Source organism: Heliomarina sp., from assembly GCF_052826185.1.
The window spans coordinates 13,791-35,546 of record NZ_JBRBUI010000008.1 but is presented as its reverse complement, the minus strand read 5'-3'; the positions used below and the strand labels follow the sequence as shown (position 1 = coordinate 35,546).

Genomic DNA, 21,756 nt, shown 5'->3' with positions numbered 1-21,756 from the left:
GACGGCGGTTGAAGCGCAAATGGACCTTCGCTCCCTTAAAGTCAACCTTTGCAGAGGCAGAAAACCCGGTGGATCGAAACCGTTGCATTGGGTACACCATAATTCAGGACAGAAGACGGGAACTGCCATGACGCAGACAATCATCGATCGTTGCGAGGCCAAGGGCCTTCGCATAACGGGCCAGCGCCGCGTGATTGCCCAGGTGCTGGAGGACAGCAGCGATCACCCCGATGTCGAGGAACTTTATGCGCGGGCCAGTGCGGTCGACAGCGGCATATCGTTGGCAACGGTCTATCGTACGGTCAAGCTGTTCGAGGAATCCGGTATTCTGGAGCGTCTGGAATTTGGCGATGGCCGCGCCCGCTACGAGGACGCGACACGCGAACACCACGACCATCTTATCGATGTCCAGACCGGTGACGTGATCGAATTCGTCGACCCCGAAATCGAAGCCCTGCAGGAAAAAATCGCCGCCAAACTTGGCTATGATCTCCGAGGGCATCGTCTTGAGTTATACGGGGTGCGTCGCAAGAAATCCTGAGCCGGATCAGCCTAAGATTGCCGCCCGAGCATCAGGGGGATCAGTCCGATCAGGATGACCAACCGCATGATATGACAGGCCGCGACAAAACCCGGATCCGCCTTTAGTACGGCGCCCAATGCGATCATGGTTTCAAGCCCGCCGGGCGCGAAAGCAACCAACACATGGGCGACCGGCATACCCAGCATGTACGCGACCGGCACGGCGGTCAGCACGGCCAGGATGGCCGCGATCACCGTTATCGTCACCCCGGCCAGAAGCGCGCCTTGAGCGTCGGCGCGCGTCATCCCGGAAAAACGTGTACCGATCACCGTGCCAAGCGTCATGAAAGCCGGGGTCAAGATCCAGGACGGCACACCGCCGTCGATCTGCGAGGTAACATGGGTCAGACCTGAGACCGCCATGCATCCCATTAACAGCGGGGCAGGTATCTTCAGCTTTTGGAAGATTAGCCCGACGGCCACGCCCCCCGCTGACAGTATCGCCAGTTCCCAGAGCATCATTGGTGGCCCACCCATCGCGCCGATATTGCGCAGGGGGTAGCCCATAGCCTGCGCCACGAAGGGAACTATGAGCGTCAGCGCAAGCAGTCGCGTGCTTTGTGCGAGAGCGATTTTGCCGATATCCGTGCCGGTCGTTTCGGCAAGGCTCATCACGAAGCTCAGGTGACCGGGCGCGGCGGCGAGCACAGCGGACCGGTGATCGAATCCAAATATGCGGGTGAGTGTTATTCGTGAGATCAACATCGTCGCGAAAAGCCCGACCGCCAGTGTCACAAAGGCCAAGGGCCAGTGAAGAATCGCGGCGCTTGCGTTGGGGTCGAAACCTGCGCCGATACCGACACCAAGCAGCACGAAACAGACGTTGCGGATACGGTCGTCGACATGAACGCGGACGCCGGCAATGCCGACAATACTCACAAGAAGCGCGGGCCCGACGATGATCGGCGCGGGCATGGAGAGCGACCATGCCAGACCCGCCCCGATGGCGCCGATACCCAGCGAAAAAAGAGACACCCGTAACGGCGGCGGAACTGAATTTGGCTGCATGATCCGGGCTTTACCACCGGGTATAGCGGCCTGCAATTCAAAGCGCTTGCAAGGTAACCGGCTTTCGTGCAGGGCGATGCAGGAACAGGCACAGAGAAGGTAGACATCATGGACAATCTGCGCGGAGCGGTGCTCATGACGGTTGCCATGTTCCTGTTCGCGCTTGAAGACATGTTCATCAAACTCATGGCTGGCGCGATGCCAACCTGGCAGATCGTCTTGTCGCTTGGGCTGGGCGGATCGGCGATCTACGCGATGCTGATCCTTTTGCGCGGTCAGTCTCTGTTCACGCGCGGATACCTTTCTTTTCCGGTGTTCATGCGGTGCCTCGGCGAACTGATCGGCACCACCGGGTTCGTCACGGCGCTTGCCTATACCCCGATCTCTTCGGCCTCGGCGATCCTGCAGGCGACACCGCTTGCGGTGACGCTGGCCGCGGCAATCTTTATGCGGGAACCCGTCGGTTGGCGGCGATGGAGCGCGATTTTCATTGGTTTCCTCGGTGTCCTGCTGGTTGTGCGACCGGGCATGGAAGGGTTTAACGCGCTGTCGCTATTTGCCGTGATCGGTGTGATTGGTCTTGCGCTGCGGGACATTTCGACAAGGGGCGTTCATGGTCAGGTTTCCACCTACCAGCTCAGTTTTCTGGCCTTTCTGACGTTGATCCCGACATCTCTGATACTTGGTTTTGTCACGCAAGATATGCCTGTGGTGCCGGACAAGATGCTTTGGGCCCTGATCGTCGGTTCAATCGTGTTCGCGGCGCTGTCTTATTACGCGATCGTGGCGGCAATGCGGATCGGCGAGGTGTCCTTTGTGACGCCATTTCGCTACTCGCGAATGCTGTTCGCGCTTTTCGTCGGTTTCTTTGTGTTCGGCGAACGTCCTGACGCGCTGATGCTTTTGGGCGCGGCGATCATCGTGGCTTCGGGCATCTACACTGTTCTTCGCGAACGCAAATTGCGCATTCGGGCGTGACGGGTCTTTTCCTGCGGGCCAGCGCCCGGTAAGACGCGGTAAAGTTTTTCAGACAGGGTTAGATTTGCCATGAGCACCATCATCGACATTCACGCGCGCGAGATCCTCGACAGCCGCGGGAATCCCACGGTCGAGGTCGACGTGATCCTTGAGGACGGCACGATGGGCCGTGCCGCTGTGCCCTCCGGCGCATCCACCGGCGCATACGAGGCCGTCGAAAAGCGCGATGGCGACAAGGCCCGGTACATGGGCAAGGGTGTGCTCGAGGCCGTCGCCGCGGTTAACGGCGAGATTTCCGATCTCCTTATCGGCTTCGATGCGACCGAACAGGAAGGCATCGATGCCGCGATGATCGAGTTGGACGGCACCGATAACAAGGGCCGTCTGGGCGCAAATGCTATTCTTGGTGTTTCGCTGGCCACGGCCAAGGCTGCAGCAGATTTCACCGTACAGCCGCTGTTCCGCTATGTCGGCGGCACCTCGGCGCGGATGCTGCCGGTGCCGATGATGAATATCATCAATGGCGGTGAGCATGCGGACAACCCGATCGACATCCAGGAATTCATGATCATGCCGGTCGCGGCGGAAAATATCCGTGATGCGGTGCGTATGGGTTCTGAAGTGTTCCACACCTTGAAAAAGGAACTTTCGAGTGCTGGCATGTCGACCGGTCTGGGCGATGAGGGCGGATTTGCACCAGAACTGGGCTCGACCCGCGAGGCGCTGGATTTTATTCTGAAATCTATCGAGAAGGCAGGTTACAAGCCGGGTGAGGATATCTACCTCGCGCTCGATTGCGCGGCGACGGAATACTTTAAGGACGGCAATTACGTCTTTGCTGGAGAAGGCAAAACGCTTAGCTCGGATGAGAACGTCGCCTATCTCCAGGCACTGGTTAACGACTATCCGATCATCTCGATTGAAGACGGGATGAGCGAAGATGACTGGGATGGATGGAAAGCTCTGACCGACGCTCTCGGTGGCAAGGTTCAGCTTGTCGGGGACGATCTCTTCGTGACCAATCCGGCGCGTCTGGCTGAAGGTATCGCCAAGGGATGTGCGAATTCAATGCTAGTTAAAGTGAACCAGATCGGCACGCTCTCGGAAACGCTCAAGGCTGTCGATATGGCGCACCGGGCACGTTACACGAACGTGATGAGCCACCGTTCAGGTGAAACCGAAGACGCAACAATCGCCGATCTCGCGGTGGCGACAAATTGCGGTCAGATCAAGACCGGTTCGCTTGCCCGCTCCGACCGGCTTGCCAAATACAACCAGCTGATCCGCATCGAAGAGGCGCTTGGCGAAACGGCGGAATACGCTGGCGCAAGCATACTCAAAGGCTGATGCAGTAAGAAAAGAAAAACCCCACGGTTTCAAAGCCGTGGGGTTTTTTATTGCTGTGCTCGATTAGGAGCAGGGTGCCGTGTAGTAGGTACCGTCGCCGCGTGCATATGCGCAGCTTTGTGCTGCAGAATTCTGAGCGACAACCGTACCGGCAGCGGCTCCGCCAAGTGCAGCAATCAGTTTCCAGTCGTCGTCGGCTTTGAGCGCATCCGCCGCGATCAGACCGGCGGCGGCGCCGCCAGCAACGCCTGCAACGGTGCGTTGGTCTTCTGTGAGTTGCATGTCGCCACAGGCCGATACCAGCAGGGATGTTGCGCCCAATGCGCCAATGATCCACGATTTCATATTGGAAACTCCTTGTCCTTTGTCTTTGGCCCGGCAATTGCCAGACCCTTTTAGCCAAGCGTTATCCTTGGCCGGCACGCATTAACGCAAACGCCCGTCATGTGTTCCTGAAAAGTATTGATGGAACTCTTCTGCCAGCAAGAATTTGCTGACATCAAGCGGTAGCGTACTGCTTCAGGAGCGCAATCGCTTGGACATGATCACATAGCTTTCGCGGGGGCGAAAACCGATGCGTTCGTACAGTTTCATCGCGCGGGCATTGTCGCGATCAACTTCGAGATGGATCGTGTTTAATCCGGCTTCGGCCAGTTTGGCGGGCAGGGTTTGCATGACCTCACTGGCGATCCCGCGTCCACGGACGGCCGGCCTCAGGTATATCTCGTCGATGAACCCGTCGAGGCCACCGTATTCAACCGACCAGGTGAAGGTCAGAACGATATAGCCAATGGGCGCCCGCGCTGGCCCGATCAGATAGGCTACCCCGTGCGGAATACCCTCCAGCAAGGGAAGCAGCCCGCTCTGCCTTTGATCGGGCGATAGTTCGATCCCTTCCTCTTGGTGGAAGGCGGCGACCAAGGCGTCGAGCCGGTCGAAATCCTCAGGCTTGGCAAGGTGAATAGCGGTCACAATCGGGCCAGCCTTTCGGTCAGGAGGGCAAAGAAACCTTCCGCATCGATGTCGCCAATAAAGGTCGCATTCGGTTTGCGCTCGGTCACACCCCACCAGTCGGCGACGGTCATGCCGAGCGTCAGTTCCGAGGTGGTTTCGATTTCGACATTGATGTGCCGGCCGCTGAAAAGTTCAGGCTTCAAGAGATATGCCGTTACGCAAGGATCATGCAGAGGGGCCCCGGTCGAGCCGTATTTTTCCTTATCGAACCGTTCGAAGAAATCAGTCATCTCGGCAACAGCGACGCCGACCGGGGTCCCAAGTGCCCGGAAAGCGTCATTCCGTTCCTTGGTGACCAACGCCTTATGCGTGACATCAAGCGGCATGACCGTGATCTTGATACCGGATTTAAACACGACGTCAGCGGCTTCGGGGTCGACGTAAATGTTGAACTCAGCCGTGGGGGTGATGTTGCCGACCTCGAAATAGGCGCCGCCCATCAGAACGATTTCCTGCACTTTTGCGGCGATGTCAGGGGCTTTTTGCAGCGCTGTCGCGATGTTTGTCAGCGGCCCCAGCGGGCACAGGGAGACGGTCCCTGCCGGTTGTTCCCGCAGGGTTTCAATAATGAATTCGACGGCGTGTTCGGGCGCGATCTCCATGGTCGGTTCAAGAAGCTTTGGCCCGTCCAGCCCAGTCTTGCCATGCACATGTTCTGCGGTAACCAGATCGCGGCCCAGCGGCCTGTCGCAGCCCGCATAGACCGCGACATCCGTCCGCCCGGCGAGTTCGCAGACGATCCGGGCGTTGCGCGTGGTCAGGTCCAGCGGCACGTTGCCCGCCACGGTCGTGAGACCGAGAACCTCGATCTCGTCCGGGCTCGACAAGGCAAGAAGGATGGCAACCGCATCGTCCTGCCCTGGGTCTGTGTCGATTATGATTTTTCTTGGGGGCATGACATTCTCCGGTTCTTGCGAGGCCGGACAGTGTCAATCCGGGTCCGTAATGTCCAGCCGCAAGCGGGCTATGGTTTGGCCGGATAGCCGAAAGCTTCGAAATCCGCTTGGTAGAGGTCATGAATCGCGGCGATGCTGGCTTCATCCAGATCTTTGGTCGTAGCCTTGCGCTTGGGAGAGGCATTCACATGCGGCAGCGCCGAGGAAAGCCCCGTGGCCGCGCGAACCTTCGGGAAATCGGCGGTTATGTCTTCGAGCGGCAGAATCAGTTTCACAGCAATGTCACCGTCGGCGTCGATAACGAAATCCCGCTGTGGCCGCACAAAGTGGAAGCGGCCCTTGTAGCCATGATTTTCCTGCTCATAACTGCTTGCATGAGAAAACTGTTTGCGCAGCCAGATCTGCACGAAATCGGATAGGTTCTCGGCGAATTTCAGGTAGTTGAAAAGCGAGATCACCCGGGCGAAAGGGTTCCGGACGACGGCAAAGCTGAAGTAACTCTCAAGCTGCTCTTCGGTGAGGTATCTGTAGCGCAGGTATTCGCGCAGCGTGAGGTGCCCGAGCAGGGGCGGGCCGAGTCGCGCGTCGTCATTGCGCCGCAATAAAAGGGGTGCCCGCGTTTCCCATGTCAGATCGAGATCGTGGAGAAAGGCCGTCTCAATGCTTTGACCGCCACATTTCGGAATGTGAACGAAAAGGGTCTTGTGATGATGAGAAATCAAGTTCCGGCCTTACCGCTTTTCTTTAGCTTTTCTTCGGCCTTCACATCATCCCACAGCCTGTCCATTTCTGCCAGGTCGCTGTCCTGAGGCCGCTTGCCGGATTGGGCAAGCCGTTCTTCGATTGCCTGAAATCGCCTTGTGAACTTGGCATTGGTACGGCGTAGCGCGGCTTCGGGGTCGATCTTGAAGTGGCGGGCGAGATTGGCGATGACGAAGAGCAGGTCACCGAATTCTTCTTCTACATGGTCAGCGTCCAGCGTTTCGCGTGCTTCGACCAGTTCGCGGGTTTCCTCCAGCAGTTTGTCCAACACCTGTTCCGTCTCTGGCCAGTCAAATCCAACGCGTGCCGCGCGTTTCTGGAGTTTCACGGCCCGAAGCAGGGCGGGAAGGTTCGGCGCCACACCGTCCAATGCGCCTGCCTGCTTCTTGTCCTTGCGTTCTGCGGCCTTGAGGGTTTCCCAGTCGCGAGTCTGTTGTTCTGCTGACTTCTCGCGGGACTCGTCTCCGAAAACATGGGGATGCCGCGCGACCATCTTGTCTGAGATATTGCGCACAACGGATTGGAAGGAAAAGAGATTTTCCTCCTCTCCCATCTGGGCGTGATATACGGTTTGCAGCAAGAGGTCCCCCAACTCGCCTTCAAGCTCAGACCAGGATTCGCGTTCGATGGCATCAGCGACTTCATAGGCCTCTTCGATCGTATATGGCGCGATCGAGCTGAAATCCTGCTCGATATCCCAAGGACAGCCGGTTTCCGGATCCCGCAGCCGCCGCATAATCTCAAGAAGCCGTTCTAACCCCGCGTCGCGGTCGTGAATCAGGGCGTCATCGGGCATTGCAGCGGCCTTTGGTTCAGTGTCAGATAGCATCGTCTGTGCCTACCCAAGGATTTGCATCGAATGCCCGTTGTCAACCGAATTGCCGAGTTTTCCAAGGATATGTCAGAGTGGCGAAAGCACCTGCATACGATTCCGGAGCTTGGCCAAGAATGTCACGAAACCTCGGATTTCGTCGCCGATCGACTGAAGGAATTCGGCGTGGACGAGATTCACCGCGGATTCGCGAAAACTGGTATCGTGGCGATCATAAACGGGCAGGGGAACGGTCCTACGATTGGTCTGCGTGCAGACATGGATGGTCTGCCGATTGTCGAGGCCACCGGGCTGGACTATGCCAGTCAGAAACCGGGCAAGATGCATGCCTGTGGCCATGACGGGCACACGACCATGCTGCTGGGCGCGGCGCGCTATCTCGCTGAAACGCGAAACTTTTCCGGTCGGGTCGCGCTGATTTTCCAGCCTGCCGAGGAAACCGGCGGCGGCGCCGATGTCATGGTCGAAGAAGGGATCATGGACCGGTTCGAAATTTCCCAAGTATACGCGTTGCATAATGCGCCGGGAACGGAAGCTGGCAGCTTTCGCACAACACCGGGGCCGATCATGGCTGCGGTTGATACATTCCACATCAATATCAGGGGCGTAGGCGGACATGCGGCAATGCCGCATAACACCCGCGACCCGGTCATGGCGGCTGTATCGATCGCTCAGGCGATTCAGAGTATTGTGAGCCGTAACCATTTTGCTTTGGATGATCTGGTTGTGTCGCTCACTCAGATTCATACAGGTTCCATAGACAACGTGATCCCGGATACAGCCTACCTGAACGGCACGGTGCGCAGCTTTCGGCCATCGGTTCAGGAGATGGTTATCGAGCGCATGGAGATGATCACGGCAGGTCAGGCTGCAAGCTACGGTGTGGATGCCGAACTGAACTATGTGAAAGGCTATCCCGCCACGGTGAATGATCCGGCCAAGACCGCGTTTGCGGCAGAAATCGCCCGTGAGGTCGCTGGTGACGCCCGGGTTCAGGATGACGCGGAGCGCGAAATGGGCGCTGAAGATTTTGCTTTTATGCTGAATGAGCGACCGGGCGCCTACCTGTTCATCGGTCAGGGGCATACCGCCGGGCTGCACCACCCGCAGTACAACTTCAACGATGAGATCGCGCCGGTCGGTGCATCCTTTTTTGCCCGGCTGGTGGAACGCGCCCAGCCGGCGGCCGTGAGGTAAGTTATGGGGCTTGAAGACGCTAAAAACCAAGTAGATCAGGCGTTTACCCGCGAGAGTTTGCGCGGAGGCAGCTTTGAAAACACCTTTGGTGGCGCCACATCGTTTCTGCGTCGTCGCTATACCAAGGATCTCACCGGCGTGGATATTGCTGTAACGGGGGTGCCGTTCGATCAGGCCGTCACGAACCGGCCCGGGACACGTCTTGGGCCGCGTGCCATCCGCGAGGCGAGCACCCTGCAGGCTTTTGACCCACCGTATGGGTGGCCCTTCGACGTGATGGCCGATTTCGATATCATCGACTACGGTGATCTCGCGTTCGACTATGCGAATGTGCCTGCGTTTCCCGACCGCTTGACGGATCATATCCGAACGATCCTTGCGGCTAACGTGGCGCCGGTCACCTTGGGGGGAGACCACTATATTTCCTTCCCGATCCTCAAGGCGATGGCCGAGAAACACGGTCCGATGTCGCTGGTGCACTTCGATGCGCACAGTGACACCTGGCAGGACGATGACATGTCGCGTGTCGATCATGGTACCATGTTCTACAAGGCGGTCAAAACCGGCATCGTCGATCCTTCGCGGTCGATTCAGGTGGGGATCCGAACCTTTAATGAAGATCCGTTGGGCGTGTGCACAATCGATGCACCATCTGTACACAAAATGGGTGCCGAAGAGGTCGTTAACCAAATCAAGGCGGTGGTCAAGGATCACCCCGTCTACCTGACGTTTGACATCGATGCGTTGGATCCGGCCTATGCACCGGGGACCGGAACGCCGGTATGGGGTGGGTTGACCAGTGCGCAGGCGGCAGCGATGTTGCGCGGATTGGCGGGGATCAACATTGTCGGTGGCGATGTGGTAGAGGTTTCGCCGCCCTTTGACACGACAGGAGCCACAGCCATCGCCGGCGCACATGTGGCTGTCGAACTACTCTCACTTCTGGGATGGAATATGCGGAAATGACCGAATTTAACCAACCGCTCAGCGGAAATGATCTCGCCCGGTTCTCGGGGCCGAACACGTTCATGAGACTGCCGCAGGCTAATGGGCTGAGCGGGCTCGATGTTGCGCTGCTGGGCATTCCGATGGATATCGGAACCTCCTGGCGTTCGGGCACCCGTTTCGGGCCTAAACAGATTCGCGCGGAAAGCGCCATGATCCGGCCCTACAACATGGCGACCGGCGCTGCGCCGTTTGACCATCTGCAGATTGCAGACATTGGCGATCTGGCCATCAACACGTTCTCTCTTTCGGATACTATTCGCATTATCACAGAGACTTACGATGCGATGCTCTCCAATGACCTTATCCCGGTCGCGATGGGCGGCGATCACACGATGACCCTGCCGATCTTGCGTTCCATCGCCAAGAAACACGGTCCTGTTGCGCTGGTGCATGTGGATGCACATGCGGATGTGAATGACGAGATGTTCGGCGAAAAAGAGGCCCATGGCACGGTGTTCCGTCGCGCCTATGAGGAAGGTCTTCTTCAAGCGGACAAAGTATACCAGATCGGCCTGCGTGGAACCGGCTATGCCGCGACCGATTTCACCGAAGCGCAGGGGTGGGGCTTTCAGATCTTTCAGGCGCATGAGCTTTGGGGACGGTCGCTTGATCAATTAGGAGCCGAGATCCGCCGGGATATCGGCGATCGGCCTGTCTACATCACCTATGACATCGACAGCCTTGATCCGGCCTACGCGCCGGGCACCGGTACGCCAGAGATCGGTGGCCTTACCACGCCGCAGGCGCTTCAGCTGATCCGGGCATTGCGCGGAGCGTCGATTGTCGGGTGTGATCTTGTCGAGGTTTCGCCACCCTATGATACGTCGGGTAACACGGCGCTTACTGCAGCGAACCTGATTTACGAGATGCTTTGCATCCTGCCGGGCGTTGCCGCGAGCTGAATGCTTTCATTGTCGGTGCGGTAACCGGGCGTTACGCCGCACTGACAACTACCTTCAAACGCTGCATGCTGGCTCAGGGGACAGAAGCGGCTGGACGTAATGGTTAAGATCTTGACAGGCTTGTGGATTCTGCTTTGCGTGGTTGTGGTTGCCGACGGTTATGTCCGCTTAGCGCCAAGTGACCCCAAGGTATGGCACAAGCCTCTCAAGTTTAATGAAAACAAGGAATTGGCCGGTGGGGTTGAACGTGTGCTCGAAGGTTCGCCAGCCGATCTGGCGCGGCTGGATAGTGTCATACGGCAAACGCCCAGAACAAAGGTTCTGGCCGGAAGTGTCGATGATGCGCATCTTACCTATGTAACCCGCAGTGCTTTTTTCGGCTTTCCGGATTACACGACCGTGGAGTTGACAGATGGGCAGATCAGGATTTTCGGACGCTTGCGTTTCGGACGGTCAGACCTTGGCGTGAACCGAAAACGTGTCGATGGCTGGCTGAGTGCTTTGCAGACGCGATGAAACGCAGCCCTCGGTGATCTCACGCCACATAGGCACATTCAGGGACATCTGGCATTGGGCCATGAACATGCGACCGTCCACATGCAGGCAGATGGTCTCGCCCAGTTCGATGCGATTGCCGCCGGTGTCGGTGCAATAGCAATCCTGAACCTTTCCGCTGGGGCCGATCACATCGGCTGAAACGGGCGTTGCCGCGAGCATGCAGATGAGAAATATACGTTTCATGTGGCCGAAGTTACCATAACCTTGGCCTTGACCAAACAGAATTGATATCGGACACCCCGCCAATGGTCCCAGAAGATCGCCTCATCCAGATTGACCAGCGTTTCCAGTATCTGGAGGCGGCGATGTCCGATGGAAAAGGCGATATCGCGAAACTGGCCAAGGAGTATTCATCGCTTAAACCGGTGGTCGAACAGATCTCCTATTGGCGACAGATCCGCGACGGGATCGAGGACGCGAAGGCGATGCTAAGCGACCCAGACATGAAGGATCTGGCCGAAGAAGAGCTGGGCGATTTGCAGGAAAAGTTGCCCGAGGTGGAGTACGCCCTGCAACTTGCCCTCTTACCCCGTGACGAAGCCGACGTACGTCCTGCGATGCTTGAAATCCGTCCTGGAACCGGCGGTGACGAAGCGGCGCTTTTCGCCAGTGATCTGCTGCGCATGTACCAGCGCTATGCCGAGGAACGCGGCTGGAACTTTGACATCATCGAACAGCAGCTGACCGAGCTTGGCGGTATCAAGGAGGTGGTTGCGCATATCAAGGGCGAAAACGTATTCGCTCGTCTCAAGTATGAAAGCGGTGTTCACCGGGTTCAGCGGGTTCCGACAACCGAAAGCGGTGGTCGCATCCATACCTCTGCTGCGACGGTAGCGGTTCTGCCAGAGGCCGAAGACGTGGATATCGTAATAGATCCCAATGACATACGGATCGACACGATGCGATCTTCGGGGGCGGGCGGGCAGCACGTCAACACCACGGATTCGGCTGTGCGTATCACACATATGCCGAGCGGAATCGTTGTGACGAGCTCGGAGAAATCACAGCACCGTAACCGCGAAATTGCCATGCAGGTCCTCAAGACGCGCCTTTTTGATATGGAACGTCAGCGGGTGGACAGTGAGCGTTCTGCCAGCCGCGCGGCACAAGTCGGCAGCGGTGACAGGTCGGAAAGAATCCGAACCTATAATTTTCCGCAGAGCCGGATGACCGATCACCGGATCGGCCTGACACTTTACAAGCTCGACCAGATCATGGAGGGGGATCTCGACGACATCATCGACGCTCTGACGGCCGACGATCAGGCGCGTCTCCTTGCCGAGATGAGCACATGACAGCCGGTGAAGCGATGGCAAATGCCGCAGCCCGGTTGCGGGCGGCTGGCATTCCCGATCCGGCGCGTGACGCGCGAATCCTTCTCGCGCACGCAGCCCGGGTCGAGGCGAGCCGTGTGACGCTGATCGCACCGGAAGATCTTGCCCCTGAAATCGAGGAGCGATTCGAACAGCTGATTGCATTACGCTCAATCCGGGTGCCGGTATCGCAACTGATTGGTGAGAGAGCCTTTTACGGTCGACGTTTCAAGGTGAGCCGTGATGTGCTTGATCCGCGCCCGGAAACCGAAACCCTGATCGAAGCGGCCTTGGCCGAACCGTTTCGGAACCTCCTCGATCTTGGGATCGGTTCCGGTTGTATCCTCGTGACCCTGCTGGCCGAACAGCCGGATGCCAAAGGGGTGGGTGTCGATATGTCCGAGGCTGCCTGCCTGCAGGCCAGCGCGAACGCTGTGCTGCACCGGGTCGCGCATCGTGCGCAGATCCTGAAATCGGATTGGTTTCAGTCGGTTCGCGGACAGTTCGATCTTATCGTATCCAATCCGCCCTATATTGCGCTCGACGAGTGGGACGCGCTTGACGCGGGGGTGCGCGAACACGAGCCCGAAATGGCGCTGACCGATGGGGGCGACGGTCTGGGGGCTTATCGTGAGATTGCGCGAGGCGTCGGTCAGTACCTGATGCCGCGGGGGCGCGTCCTGCTTGAAATCGGCCCGACGCAGGGCGCCGCCGTATCGGAAATGCTCGGGCAGGCGGGGTTGAATGAGATCTCCGTAATACAGGATCTGGATGGGCGCGATCGCGTCGTTTCTGCCCGCCGCACCTGAATTCACTTAGGAATTCCCCCTTGGCAGCAGCAATTCGCCGTCAAAAAAGGAACAATTCTAACGAAAAATGCGTACAAGGACTTGTCTGGCGGCTCAGAACGTGTTTTTTCATTCTTGTTGCTTCGGTAGATGCTATGGCGGCTCCCATGCAACGCAAGCCCAAAAAGTCGATGATCCGGCGTATTACAGAACGCAAGAGGCGTGAAACGGATCATACGTCAAAGCAGACAAGGCTGACAAAAAGTACATGAGATCTTCTAAATCACGTTCGCGTTCCAAATCGAACCGCAACCGAGGGTCATCCAACGGCGGCGGCAATGTGGTCAATCGGGTATTCGACAGCTCGGGGCCCGAAGGCAAGGTGCGTGGTACGCCGCAGCAGATTATTGACAAGTACAACCAACTCGCGCGTGACGCGCAGCTGGGTAACGACCGCGTTGCAACTGAGAATTTCCAGCAGCATGCGGAGCACTACCTGCGCCTGCTGAGCTCGGCCCAGAAGGAAATGGACCAGCGCCGCGAAGAGCAGGAACGCCAGAACCGCGAACGTCAGGCCGAACGGGACCGCGAACGTCAGGATCGTGGCGATCAGGACGGGCAAAAGCAGGCACCGGCACAGAACCACGGGCAGCAGGGGAACCAAACTCGCTCTGATGACCTGTCTCAGACGCCGCAGCCCGATGTCCTCGAAACTACCGAAACGGCGGACTCCGACGAAGACAGCGGCTTGGTCGAAACGCCCGAAAGCAAACCCAAGAAACCGGCGCGCAAGCCGCGTGCGCGCAAACCTGCGGCCGACGCGGATACCCCTGCCGCAGAAGGTGAAGCCGAGGCGCCTGCGCCGCGCAAGCCCCGTACGCGCAGCGCCAAACCCAAAGAGGCGCCTGCTTCTGACAAAGGCCTGGAAGACGCGCCCAAGGACGGCAACGCGCCCGAAGCGGCTGAATAAGCCGTTCAGTCCCTGCTGTTCTTCTCTATTTCGCAGGCGAGAGCACAGAAACCTTCCAAGGAAATCTGCTCCGCCCGGTCGGTCGGGTTCAACCCGGCCGCACGCAGTATGGTTTCGATATCCGGCGATAGTCCTTTGAGCGAGGCGCGCAGCATCTTGCGCCTTTGATTGAACGCCTGCGCCACGACGCGGGACAGTACCGCAGCATCCGCCGGAAAGCGCGGTTCGGGCAGGGCCGTCAGATGAACGACGGCACTGGCGACCTTTGGCGGCGGCGTAAAGGCACCGGGAGGCAGCGACATGGCGATACGTGCCTCTGCCCGCCATTGGGCGAGAATAGCAAGCCGGCCGTAGGCCTTGCTACCGGGCTGCGCCACGATCCTTTCTGCGACCTCGCGCTGGAACATCAGCGTCAGGCTTTCCCAAAAGGGCGGCCACTCTTTTGGTGTAAGCCAGCGCACCAACAGCTCAGTCCCGATATTATACGGAAGATTTGCCGCAATTCGGATTGGGGGTGTCAAATGCGCCAATGGGTCGATTTCAAGCGCGTCGCCCTCGATGACCTGGAGCTTGCCCGGATAAGCCTTTGCGATCTGGGCGAGCGCAGGAATGCAACGACTGTCCTTCTCAACCGCAAGAACCCGCCGCGCGCCTTCGGACAAAAGTCCACGTGTCAGCCCTCCGGGGCCGGGCCCGATCTCAAGCACATCGCATCGGGATAGATCCCCTGCCTGCCGGGCGATTTTGGCCGTCAGGTTCAGATCCAGCAGGAAATTCTGGCCGAGCGACCTTCGGGCCGACAATTGATGTTCGGCAATAACAGCTCTTAGAGGCGGGAGTTCGTCGATCGCGCTCATCTGCTCGCCCCTTCTTTGGGTTCTAAAATATCCCCGCCGGAGGCATCCGGCAGTGGCGAAGGGTTCCGGCCTTCGTTGACATGCCTCATAGGGTCGCCATCCGCCGGGCAAGCTTCAGCGCTTCGATCAGGCTGGAGGGATTCGCCAGCCCCTTTCCTGCGATATCGAAAGCCGTGCCGTGATCCGGGGAGGTGCGCACGAAGGGAAGGCCCAGCGTGACATTTACCCCCATGTCGAAATCAAGCGTTTTGATCGGGATAAGCGCCTGATCGTGATACATGGCAATCACCGCGTCATAGCGAGTGCGGGCGGCTGCGTGAAAAAGGGTGTCCGCAGGATGCGGTCCGGTCAGCCCATAACCTTCCTCTATCATCGTACGGATGAGCGGGGCGATCCAGTCCAGTTCCTCGCGGCCCATTGCGCCGCCTTCGCCAGCATGCGGGTTCAGCCCTGCGATGGCAATTCTGGGATTGGAGAGGCCAAACCGGGATTTGAGCCCTTCATGAGTGATCTCGATCGTGCGGCGCAGTCCGGTTGGTGAGAGAGCTTTGGGAACGTCGGACAAGGCGATGTGAATGGTTGCAGGAACCACGCGCAACTGGTCGCTGGCAAGCATCATGACAACCTCGTCGACGCCAGCCAGTGCGGCGAGAAATTCGGTATGACCGGGATATGCAAATCCCGCGCCATCAATCAGCGCTTTCTTGTGGATGGGGGCAGTGCAAAGCGCCGATGCGTCTCCGGACCGGACCAGGTCGACCCCGCGCTCGATGGCGTTGATCACCCCAGAGGCGTTGGCGGGATTCGGAATGCCCGGTACCGTTTCATCCGCGAAGGGATGATCGAGGACAGGCAGGGCAGAAGCCGCAACCTCTCGCGCTTGCGAAGGGTTTTCGATGACCTCGAAGGTGGCGTTTTCCGGCAAATGGCGCGGGTCGCCGATCCAGAAGAACGGACAGACCTCCCGAAGCACATGCCAAGCTTTTGCCGCGAGTTCCGGGCCGATACCCGCAGGTTCGCCACAGCTCAGCGCGATCGGCGCGTCGGTCATTTCTCGACGATCAGTGCATCCGCGCGTCGCTGAGCCAAGGCGCTGTCTGCATAGGATTGCAGTCGTTGCTGCGTCAGAAAATTGCCGATGTCATCGCGGGTTGCGTCCTCGTTCACGGCGGCGGTACGTCCGCAGAGCATCAGAACCACAAGTGTCTGTCCGTTCGAACGTGTCAGCGCGGTCGAGGTTTCGTTTTGGTCAAGCTTCGCCAGTTCAAGAGCGATGTCGCGGGGAATGGCACCCGGCGCCTGGCTCTGACGCTGGAATACGCCCGGCGTTTCGATGCCGGGAAGACCGTAGAAGTCGTCGCAACGGTCGACCTGCGCGAGAACCGAAGCTGCGGCTGCCTGTGCCTCGGCCGAACGTCCGCCGGGAACCATGTAGGTGGCGTAATCGATGCTTGAATAGCTTGGCGTGCCACCCGGTATCTCCTGAATACCGCGCATCTGGAATATGGCTACGGCGTTCGGGAGCGGAATGGGTTGCGTGGTCTCGCCAGGGTTGAGCTCCATGATGACGGGGCGAAGCTGCTCTGGCAGGTTGTTGATGGGCAGCCAGTCGAGCCGACCGCCGGAATTGCGGGTTTCCGACGCGGAATACTGGCTGGCGGCCTGCGAAAACGCATCGTAGCTGTTCAGCCCCGCGATTTCATTCGCCAGCTGTTCGACCTGCGGCAGGTTATCTGGGGTGAAAGGGATGATGACTTCAGAAAGCAGAACGCTGACGCTGCCTGATGAGGGATTATTGGCGAGAGCGCGATCTATCTCGGCCGGGCTCGGGCGGGCCTGCTCGCCATAGCGGCCACGGATGTATTCCCGCCATCCCAGATTGATTCGTACGAATTCGCGCAGGGTTTCCGGCTCGACCCCGCCCTGTGCGAGGGCGCCGAGGAATTCCTGCGTGGTCATCTGCGTGCGGGCGGCGAAGTCGCTCATGCCCTGTTCGAGCTGTTCCGGCGTGACGACCACATCGAACTCTTCAAGGATCTGTGCGCGCAGGCGGTCTTCGATCAGAGCCTCGCGGGCTTCTTCCTCGGGATTGCCGGGGGCGCGGAGCAATGCCATGAACCGTGCGCGCTGGCCCAGTTCGTAATTGGTGATGACATCGTCATTCACGATGATGGCCGGAGCAAAGAGGTTCTGCGCTGTACCGGCGACAGGTGCCGAGACCAATGCCAGCGATGCCAGCGCGCATTTCATCCATCTGGACAAACCCCGTCCGACCGAAAATCCGAAATTCAACTGCATGACCGCCTGTACTTCTCTTTTTCACCTTGGACGGAGAACCCGTTCAACTCGATGGTAAACCCGAAATCTGTCGTGGGCTCAATACTTGTCGAGGATGTATAGCGCCGGTTAACTGCCAAACCGACCGTAACACATTCGTTACGGTAGACGAATCCAAGCCCCGCCCGCGTTGCCCGCGCGTCCGATATATCATAGCGGAGATTGGCGTTCGCGGTCCATCCCGTGCCGATTTCGTAGCCGCCGCTGAGCCAGACTTCGGAGAGGGCGTCGGTGCGGTTCTCCTGGGCATCTTCGTCCAGCCAAAGGTATGTACCACTGAGCTGGGCCGTCTCTCCGAGCCAGTCGCCGCGCAATTCGGCCTTGGTGACGCCAAAAGATTCGTTCAGCAGGGTGCGCGCGCTTACGGCCAACTTGTCGCCCATCTTAAGCTGACCGGCGAGTAGAAGATCGGAGCTGGTTCCGGTCAGGCCGGAAGACTGCGTGAAATCGGGTTGCGCCTCTTCGCGGATTACCTGCCCGAAAGTCGCATAGGTTTCCCATCCGCCGCGCGCATAATTCGACCAGTTGAACCCGTAGGCAATGGCAATTCCGTCTTCGCGCCGGTCGAGCCCGGGAAAGCGGGAGAGTTCAAGCAGGTTGCCTTGATCGAATTCGGCATAGGTGCTTTCTTCGTTCGGTACCGTCGGCCCGATCACGTTGCTCCAGCCGATCTGAACGAGGGGTTCAAGAAATTGGTTCCCGCCATTGGCGGTGCCGCGCGTCATCGGCAAGGATAGCTTGAGCGCGGAATGCGGAGTCACCCGGTCGATCCGGTTGTCAAAGGTGCTGTCCTGAATGACTTCGTAGGCGTCGCCGGCAAGACCGATTTCCCAATCCGCGCGCACCCCGCCGCGCAGAATCCAGCTGCGTTGCCAGCTCATGTCGACGGTGGCGCGGTTCATGTCCCGGCCGAATACATCATCATTCGATGTCCGGTGCAGGCCGGTGACGTCAAAGCCGACCCGCAGTTCACCACCGATGGCGTCCGGAAAAAAGCGCCTTTCGAGTCCTGCCTTCAGCACGATAGTGGGCAATAGCGATTCATCGTCAGTATCGCGCAAAGAGTCATAGTTTATGAGGCGCGCCCGAAAGGCACTGCGGACCTTGTAGCGGCTGACGGAGATTTCGCTTTGAAGCCGGTCAAGATCGGGCAGCCCGTAGTCGACGAGATAGCCATTGTCAGAGGTCGTCTGGATCTGGAAGTCGAGGTCATAACCGCGCGGCAGATCGAAATGCCCGTTCCCAAAGAGGTATCCGCGCGAGGTGCCGACGATCAGGTCATCCTTTGTATAGGCGCCTTCCAGTTCTATCCGGCCATTTCGGAAAGCCTGTCGATAGCGATACCCCAGCGTGCGGGTACTGGAGGAAACATACGGGGCGAGCGTCAGGTCCGCGTGGTCGCCCAGCATGAAAAAGTAGGGAACGCGGACCCCTGTACCAAGAGTGGATGTCGTGCGCACGGAAGGGATCAGGAATCCGTTCGCGCGTTCAAGACTGGGGTCGGGGAGCCGCATGCCCGGCAAATAGAAGATCGGCACGTCGTAGACGAGGAACTGAGCCTCTTCGAAATAAAGTTGCTGTTCCTGCTGGTCGTGCGTGATTTTGCGCGCGCGGATCTGCCAGAGCGGCGGTCGGCCGTCGCCGCAAACCTCGCAAGAGGTCACGGCCGTTTTGTAAAGCTGGGTGTAGCGCCCGTTGACGCGGGCCATTTGCAGCGAGGCCATCTGGACCTGCTGGTTCAGAACCATGCGGGCACCGGTAAGCAGACCGTTTTGCAGACCCCGGTCGAGTTCGGCAAAATCAGCGAAAACGGTGATCTCGCCGCCCTGGTCAATGCGGATTGGGCCCTCGACCGTCAGCGTCTCGCTATCCTGATCGAAGGTGATGCGTTTCGCGCGCATGCGGATATTGTCTTGAAATGCCTCGACATTGCCTTCAGCGACCAGCGTGCGGTCGGGCGTGACGTAGACATCGTCTGCGACCAGCACCGCAGGCGGCCGGGCCGCCGTCTGCTGGGCCTGGACGGCCGGCACCGCGACGGAGGATGCCAGAGCGAAAGAGAGGAGCGCGGCGCGCAAGTAGGGCAGGCTCATCCGTCCTCCACGTGAAGCAAGAGGCCGAGTGTCAGGAGGATCGAGGCAATCGGCGGGCCCCAAGCCGCGAGCAGAACCGGGATCTGGCCGTTCTCTCCGAGGATCTGCGCAAAGTTACGAATGAAATAGAGCGCGAAACCAAGAAGGACCGCAGAGATTACGGCGATCCCGGTGCCGCCGAAACGGGCGTGGCGCATGGTAAAGGACGCACCGACGAGAACCATCGCCATAAGGAACAAGGGACGGGCCAGTTCGACCTGGTACCAGACCTCGTGCCGCTTGGTCGAAAACCCTGCCAGTCGCAAAGCGCGGATCGTGTCCGGCAGGTCGTAGATCGAAATGCCGGCGGGTCTTCCAAGGCTTTCGCGCACGCGGTCCTGCGTCAGGGTCGTGGGGACCTGCAGTTCCTCATGGTGAGTGGCTGTGCTCTCCGGATTTTGGCCAGATCGAAGCTCCCACACCTTGGCATCGGACAACAGCCATTCGTTGGGTTCGAGCCGTGCGCTCTTGGCGTCGATGCGCCGCACCGGGCCGCCTTCGGGGGCATAAGACAGGAAGGTCACGTCGAACAGGATGACTTCGTTCACGCCGCCGTAGCCGGTCGCATGGATAACCGATTGCCCTTGAGTGCTGCCCTGCCGCAACCAGAGCCCTTCACCGCTGATCGACAGGGTGGAAGGGCCGCCGGAGCGGTAGTTGTCGGAAAGCTGCTGCGCCCTGTTCGATGTGGCTGCAGCGATCGGGTTCAGCGTGCTGACCGCCAGCACACCGATGATGAAAGCGACGGTGGCTGGTGCGGCAAGCGCCCGGATGCCTGACCGGCCCGTCGCACGGGTCACGACCAGTTCGCTGCTGCGCGCGAGACCGATGAAGAGCACGATGGTCGACATGATCATCAAGAGCGGCAGAACTTCCTTGATCGCAGTCGGCGCGTTCAGCATGGTAAGCGCGAGCATCTGTGCAAAGCTGATGTCGAGCCCTTCAAACCGGCGCAATTGCTCGATCAGGTCGATGAGCATAATCAGCGTCAGGAAAACGCCACCGATCATCAGGAAACTCTGCAGGAAACGGCGCGCGAAATATCTGTCGAGTATCATGTGGCACCCTCCACAGGAGGTGTTTGCCGACGGGGACGTAACCGCAGTGGTCGACCTGCGAACCGCAGGAACAGGGCCGATATGGCAATGCCCAGAAGGGTAGGCAGGTAGAGCAGCGGCCACATAGAGGCGTTTTCAAGCACCGGGTCGGAAATCACACCGCGCATCGCTTCAAGAAGGATCAGCAGCAGGAAGGCGAACAGAGCCTGTCTCCAGACACCGAAACGCGAAAAGCTGCCCAGCATGAGCGTGGAATAGCCGATCAACGCGACCGCGATACAGACGGTGGCACGGGAGAAGCGCAGGTGCAATTCCTCGGCAAGCTGACCGCGGGTGAAACCTTCGTTCTCGGAAATTTCGCTGGCTTGTGTCATCAGGTCGGGGGTGGATATCGCGCGGATGCTACGGGTTGTGCGGTCCTCGATCTTGATCAGCTTGCTGATGTCATAGGTGAAATCGGCGAAAAGCGTGGTCGAAAGTTCTTGTGTTTCCGTGTTCAGACGCTGGGCCATACCATCGACCATGATCAGGTCGGTCCGGCCCGCGTCGCGCACCAGAAAGGCACGTGTACCGGTGTAGGTCGCGTTTACAGTCGGATCGCGACGGTCAGAGAGAAATACATCGTTGAGCGTGCCATCCGGGTCGATCTGGCGGATATAGAAGGTCACGCCGGGCGACGGATGCAGGAAACTGCCCTCGGTCAGCAGTCGGGCGGTCAGGTTACGCGCAATTTCGACCTCTCTCTGGGCGAGCTGCTTGATGGAGGCGGGGAGAAGCACGTGGGTCAGCACGCTCATCATCAGCATCGCGATCAGGCCGAAAACCAGCGCGGGCCGTGCCAGTCGCCAAGGACCGGTGCCGGTGGCCTGCATCACTGTCAATTCGCTTTCCGAATTCAGCCGGTTGGTGACATAGACGGTGGCCGCGAATGCTGCCATGGGCAGAACCATGCGGATCAGGTTGGGCAGGGTAAGTGCGGAGAATTCGAAGAAAACCATCGCCGACTGGCCGTCGCCGATCAATCGGTCGAACAGGACAACGGCCCGGTTAATCCAGAAGACAGCGACAAGGATCAGGGCAAAGAATCCAAAGAACAGAAGGTATTGGGAAAGGACATATCTGTCGTAACGTGACACGATTATCCTCTCTGCTCCTGTACCGACTGCTTTGGTTTTACACGATCTTAGTGGAAATGCAGATCGGGGAAAACTGCTATC

23 protein-coding genes are annotated in these 21,756 nt (G+C 58.8%); 10 read left to right on the top strand and 13 right to left on the bottom strand.

Going from position 1 to position 21,756, the window contains the following annotated elements; genetic code table 11:
- The first annotated feature begins 127 nt into the window (after window positions 1-127).
- A complete protein-coding gene (locus ACU0FH_RS00885; protein ID WP_088632505.1) occupies window positions 128-541 on the top strand; it encodes a Fur family transcriptional regulator in 414 nt (137 codons plus the stop codon).
- 11 nt (window positions 542-552) lie between these two features.
- Here ACU0FH_RS00885 and ACU0FH_RS00880 read toward each other — a convergent pair whose 3' ends face one another.
- The gene (locus tag ACU0FH_RS00880; protein WP_446192944.1) at window positions 553-1,590 is read right to left on the bottom strand and encodes an AbrB family transcriptional regulator; all 1,038 of its coding nucleotides are present in this window, start codon (window positions 1,588-1,590) and stop codon (window positions 553-555) included.
- Window positions 1,591-1,698: 108 nt separating this feature from the next.
- Here ACU0FH_RS00880 and ACU0FH_RS00875 point away from each other — a divergent pair, with 108 nt between their 5' ends.
- Window positions 1,699-2,568 (top strand): DMT family transporter, encoded by an 870-nt coding sequence (locus ACU0FH_RS00875; protein ID WP_446192943.1) that lies wholly within the window; start codon window positions 1,699-1,701, stop codon window positions 2,566-2,568.
- Window positions 2,569-2,637: 69 nt separating this feature from the next.
- A complete protein-coding gene (gene eno, locus ACU0FH_RS00870) occupies window positions 2,638-3,915 on the top strand; it encodes a phosphopyruvate hydratase (RefSeq protein WP_446192942.1) in 1,278 nt (425 codons plus the stop codon).
- Window positions 3,916-3,978: 63 nt separating this feature from the next.
- On the opposite strand, the gene ACU0FH_RS00865 is transcribed toward eno, so the two are convergent.
- The 5 genes from ACU0FH_RS00865 to mazG form a co-directional block, all read right to left on the bottom strand.
- The gene (locus tag ACU0FH_RS00865; protein ID WP_088632502.1) at window positions 3,979-4,260 is read right to left on the bottom strand and encodes a glucose-6-phosphate isomerase; all 282 of its coding nucleotides are present in this window, start codon (window positions 4,258-4,260) and stop codon (window positions 3,979-3,981) included.
- A 174-nt stretch (window positions 4,261-4,434) separates the two neighbouring features.
- Window positions 4,435-4,890: a GNAT family N-acetyltransferase gene (locus tag ACU0FH_RS00860; protein ID WP_446193063.1), complete on the bottom strand. Its 456-nt coding sequence runs from the start codon at window positions 4,888-4,890 to the stop codon at window positions 4,435-4,437.
- Entirely contained in the window at window positions 4,884-5,825 is a 942-nt protein-coding gene (locus ACU0FH_RS00855; RefSeq protein ID WP_446192941.1) for a nucleoside hydrolase, read from the bottom strand. Before ACU0FH_RS00855 ends, ACU0FH_RS00860 begins: the two co-directional genes overlap by 7 nt.
- A 68-nt stretch (window positions 5,826-5,893) precedes the next feature.
- Window positions 5,894-6,547, bottom strand: coding sequence for a sulfotransferase family 2 domain-containing protein (locus tag ACU0FH_RS00850; protein ID WP_446192940.1), 654 nt, complete (start codon window positions 6,545-6,547; stop codon window positions 5,894-5,896).
- On the bottom strand, window positions 6,544-7,383 hold the full coding sequence (mazG, locus tag ACU0FH_RS00845; protein WP_446192939.1) for a nucleoside triphosphate pyrophosphohydrolase: 840 nt from the start codon (window positions 7,381-7,383) through the stop codon (window positions 6,544-6,546). Before mazG ends, ACU0FH_RS00850 begins: the two co-directional genes overlap by 4 nt.
- Window positions 7,384-7,446: 63 nt before the next feature.
- Here mazG and ACU0FH_RS00840 point away from each other — a divergent pair, with 63 nt between their 5' ends.
- The 4 genes from ACU0FH_RS00840 to ACU0FH_RS00825 all read left to right on the top strand — a co-directional run bounded on the left by ACU0FH_RS00840 (window position 7,447) and on the right by ACU0FH_RS00825 (window position 11,042).
- Window positions 7,447-8,616, top strand: coding sequence for a M20 aminoacylase family protein (locus tag ACU0FH_RS00840; RefSeq protein WP_446192938.1), 1,170 nt, complete (start codon window positions 7,447-7,449; stop codon window positions 8,614-8,616).
- Window positions 8,617-8,619: 3 nt separating this feature from the next.
- Entirely contained in the window at window positions 8,620-9,582 is a 963-nt protein-coding gene (speB, locus tag ACU0FH_RS00835; RefSeq protein ID WP_446192937.1) for an agmatinase, read from the top strand.
- Window positions 9,579-10,526, top strand: coding sequence for an agmatinase (gene speB / locus ACU0FH_RS00830; RefSeq protein ID WP_446192936.1), 948 nt, complete (start codon window positions 9,579-9,581; stop codon window positions 10,524-10,526). The genes speB (ACU0FH_RS00835) and speB (ACU0FH_RS00830) overlap by 4 nt, the downstream gene beginning before the upstream one ends.
- A gap of 99 nt (window positions 10,527-10,625) precedes the next feature.
- Complete coding sequence (locus tag ACU0FH_RS00825; protein WP_446192935.1) at window positions 10,626-11,042, top strand: DUF1499 domain-containing protein; 417 nt, start codon at window positions 10,626-10,628, stop codon at window positions 11,040-11,042.
- On the opposite strand, the gene ACU0FH_RS00820 is transcribed toward ACU0FH_RS00825, so the two are convergent.
- Entirely contained in the window at window positions 10,980-11,267 is a 288-nt protein-coding gene (locus tag ACU0FH_RS00820; protein ID WP_446192934.1) for a hypothetical protein, read from the bottom strand. The genes ACU0FH_RS00825 and ACU0FH_RS00820 overlap by 63 nt on opposite strands.
- Before the next feature lie 62 nt (window positions 11,268-11,329).
- Between ACU0FH_RS00820 and prfA the strand changes: the two genes are divergently transcribed.
- The 3 genes from prfA (at window position 11,330) to ACU0FH_RS00805 (ending at window position 14,155) form a co-directional block, all read left to right on the top strand.
- Window positions 11,330-12,379: a peptide chain release factor 1 gene (gene prfA / locus ACU0FH_RS00815; RefSeq protein WP_446192933.1), complete on the top strand. Its 1,050-nt coding sequence runs from the start codon at window positions 11,330-11,332 to the stop codon at window positions 12,377-12,379.
- Window positions 12,376-13,206: a peptide chain release factor N(5)-glutamine methyltransferase gene (gene prmC, locus ACU0FH_RS00810; RefSeq protein WP_446192932.1), complete on the top strand. Its 831-nt coding sequence runs from the start codon at window positions 12,376-12,378 to the stop codon at window positions 13,204-13,206. The genes prfA and prmC overlap by 4 nt, the downstream gene beginning before the upstream one ends.
- Window positions 13,207-13,453: 247 nt before the next feature.
- Complete coding sequence (locus tag ACU0FH_RS00805) at window positions 13,454-14,155, top strand: DUF4167 domain-containing protein (RefSeq protein WP_446192931.1); 702 nt, start codon at window positions 13,454-13,456, stop codon at window positions 14,153-14,155.
- Window positions 14,156-14,160: 5 nt separating this feature from the next.
- Here ACU0FH_RS00805 and rsmA read toward each other — a convergent pair whose 3' ends face one another.
- The 6 genes from rsmA to lptF all read right to left on the bottom strand — a co-directional run bounded on the left by rsmA (window position 14,161) and on the right by lptF (window position 21,675).
- Window positions 14,161-15,012 carry a 16S rRNA (adenine(1518)-N(6)/adenine(1519)-N(6))-dimethyltransferase RsmA gene (gene rsmA / locus ACU0FH_RS00800; protein WP_446192930.1) on the bottom strand — a complete coding sequence of 284 codons (852 nt, stop codon included), beginning with the start codon at window positions 15,010-15,012 and terminating at the stop codon, window positions 14,161-14,163.
- 85 nt (window positions 15,013-15,097) lie between these two features.
- A complete protein-coding gene (gene pdxA, locus ACU0FH_RS00795; protein ID WP_446192929.1) occupies window positions 15,098-16,063 on the bottom strand; it encodes a 4-hydroxythreonine-4-phosphate dehydrogenase PdxA in 966 nt (321 codons plus the stop codon).
- Window positions 16,060-17,310 (bottom strand): peptidylprolyl isomerase, encoded by a 1,251-nt coding sequence (locus ACU0FH_RS00790; RefSeq protein WP_446192928.1) that lies wholly within the window; start codon window positions 17,308-17,310, stop codon window positions 16,060-16,062. Before ACU0FH_RS00790 ends, pdxA begins: the two co-directional genes overlap by 4 nt.
- Complete coding sequence (locus ACU0FH_RS00785) at window positions 17,301-19,442, bottom strand: LPS-assembly protein LptD (RefSeq protein ID WP_446192927.1); 2,142 nt, start codon at window positions 19,440-19,442, stop codon at window positions 17,301-17,303. Before ACU0FH_RS00785 ends, ACU0FH_RS00790 begins: the two co-directional genes overlap by 10 nt.
- Window positions 19,439-20,539 carry an LPS export ABC transporter permease LptG gene (gene lptG / locus ACU0FH_RS00780; RefSeq protein ID WP_446192926.1) on the bottom strand — a complete coding sequence of 367 codons (1,101 nt, stop codon included), beginning with the start codon at window positions 20,537-20,539 and terminating at the stop codon, window positions 19,439-19,441. The genes ACU0FH_RS00785 and lptG overlap by 4 nt, the downstream gene beginning before the upstream one ends.
- Window positions 20,536-21,675, bottom strand: a complete 1,140-nt coding sequence (gene lptF, locus ACU0FH_RS00775) for an LPS export ABC transporter permease LptF (RefSeq protein ID WP_446192925.1) — start codon at window positions 21,673-21,675, stop codon at window positions 20,536-20,538. Before lptF ends, lptG begins: the two co-directional genes overlap by 4 nt.
- Window positions 21,676-21,756: the final 81 nt, after the last annotated feature.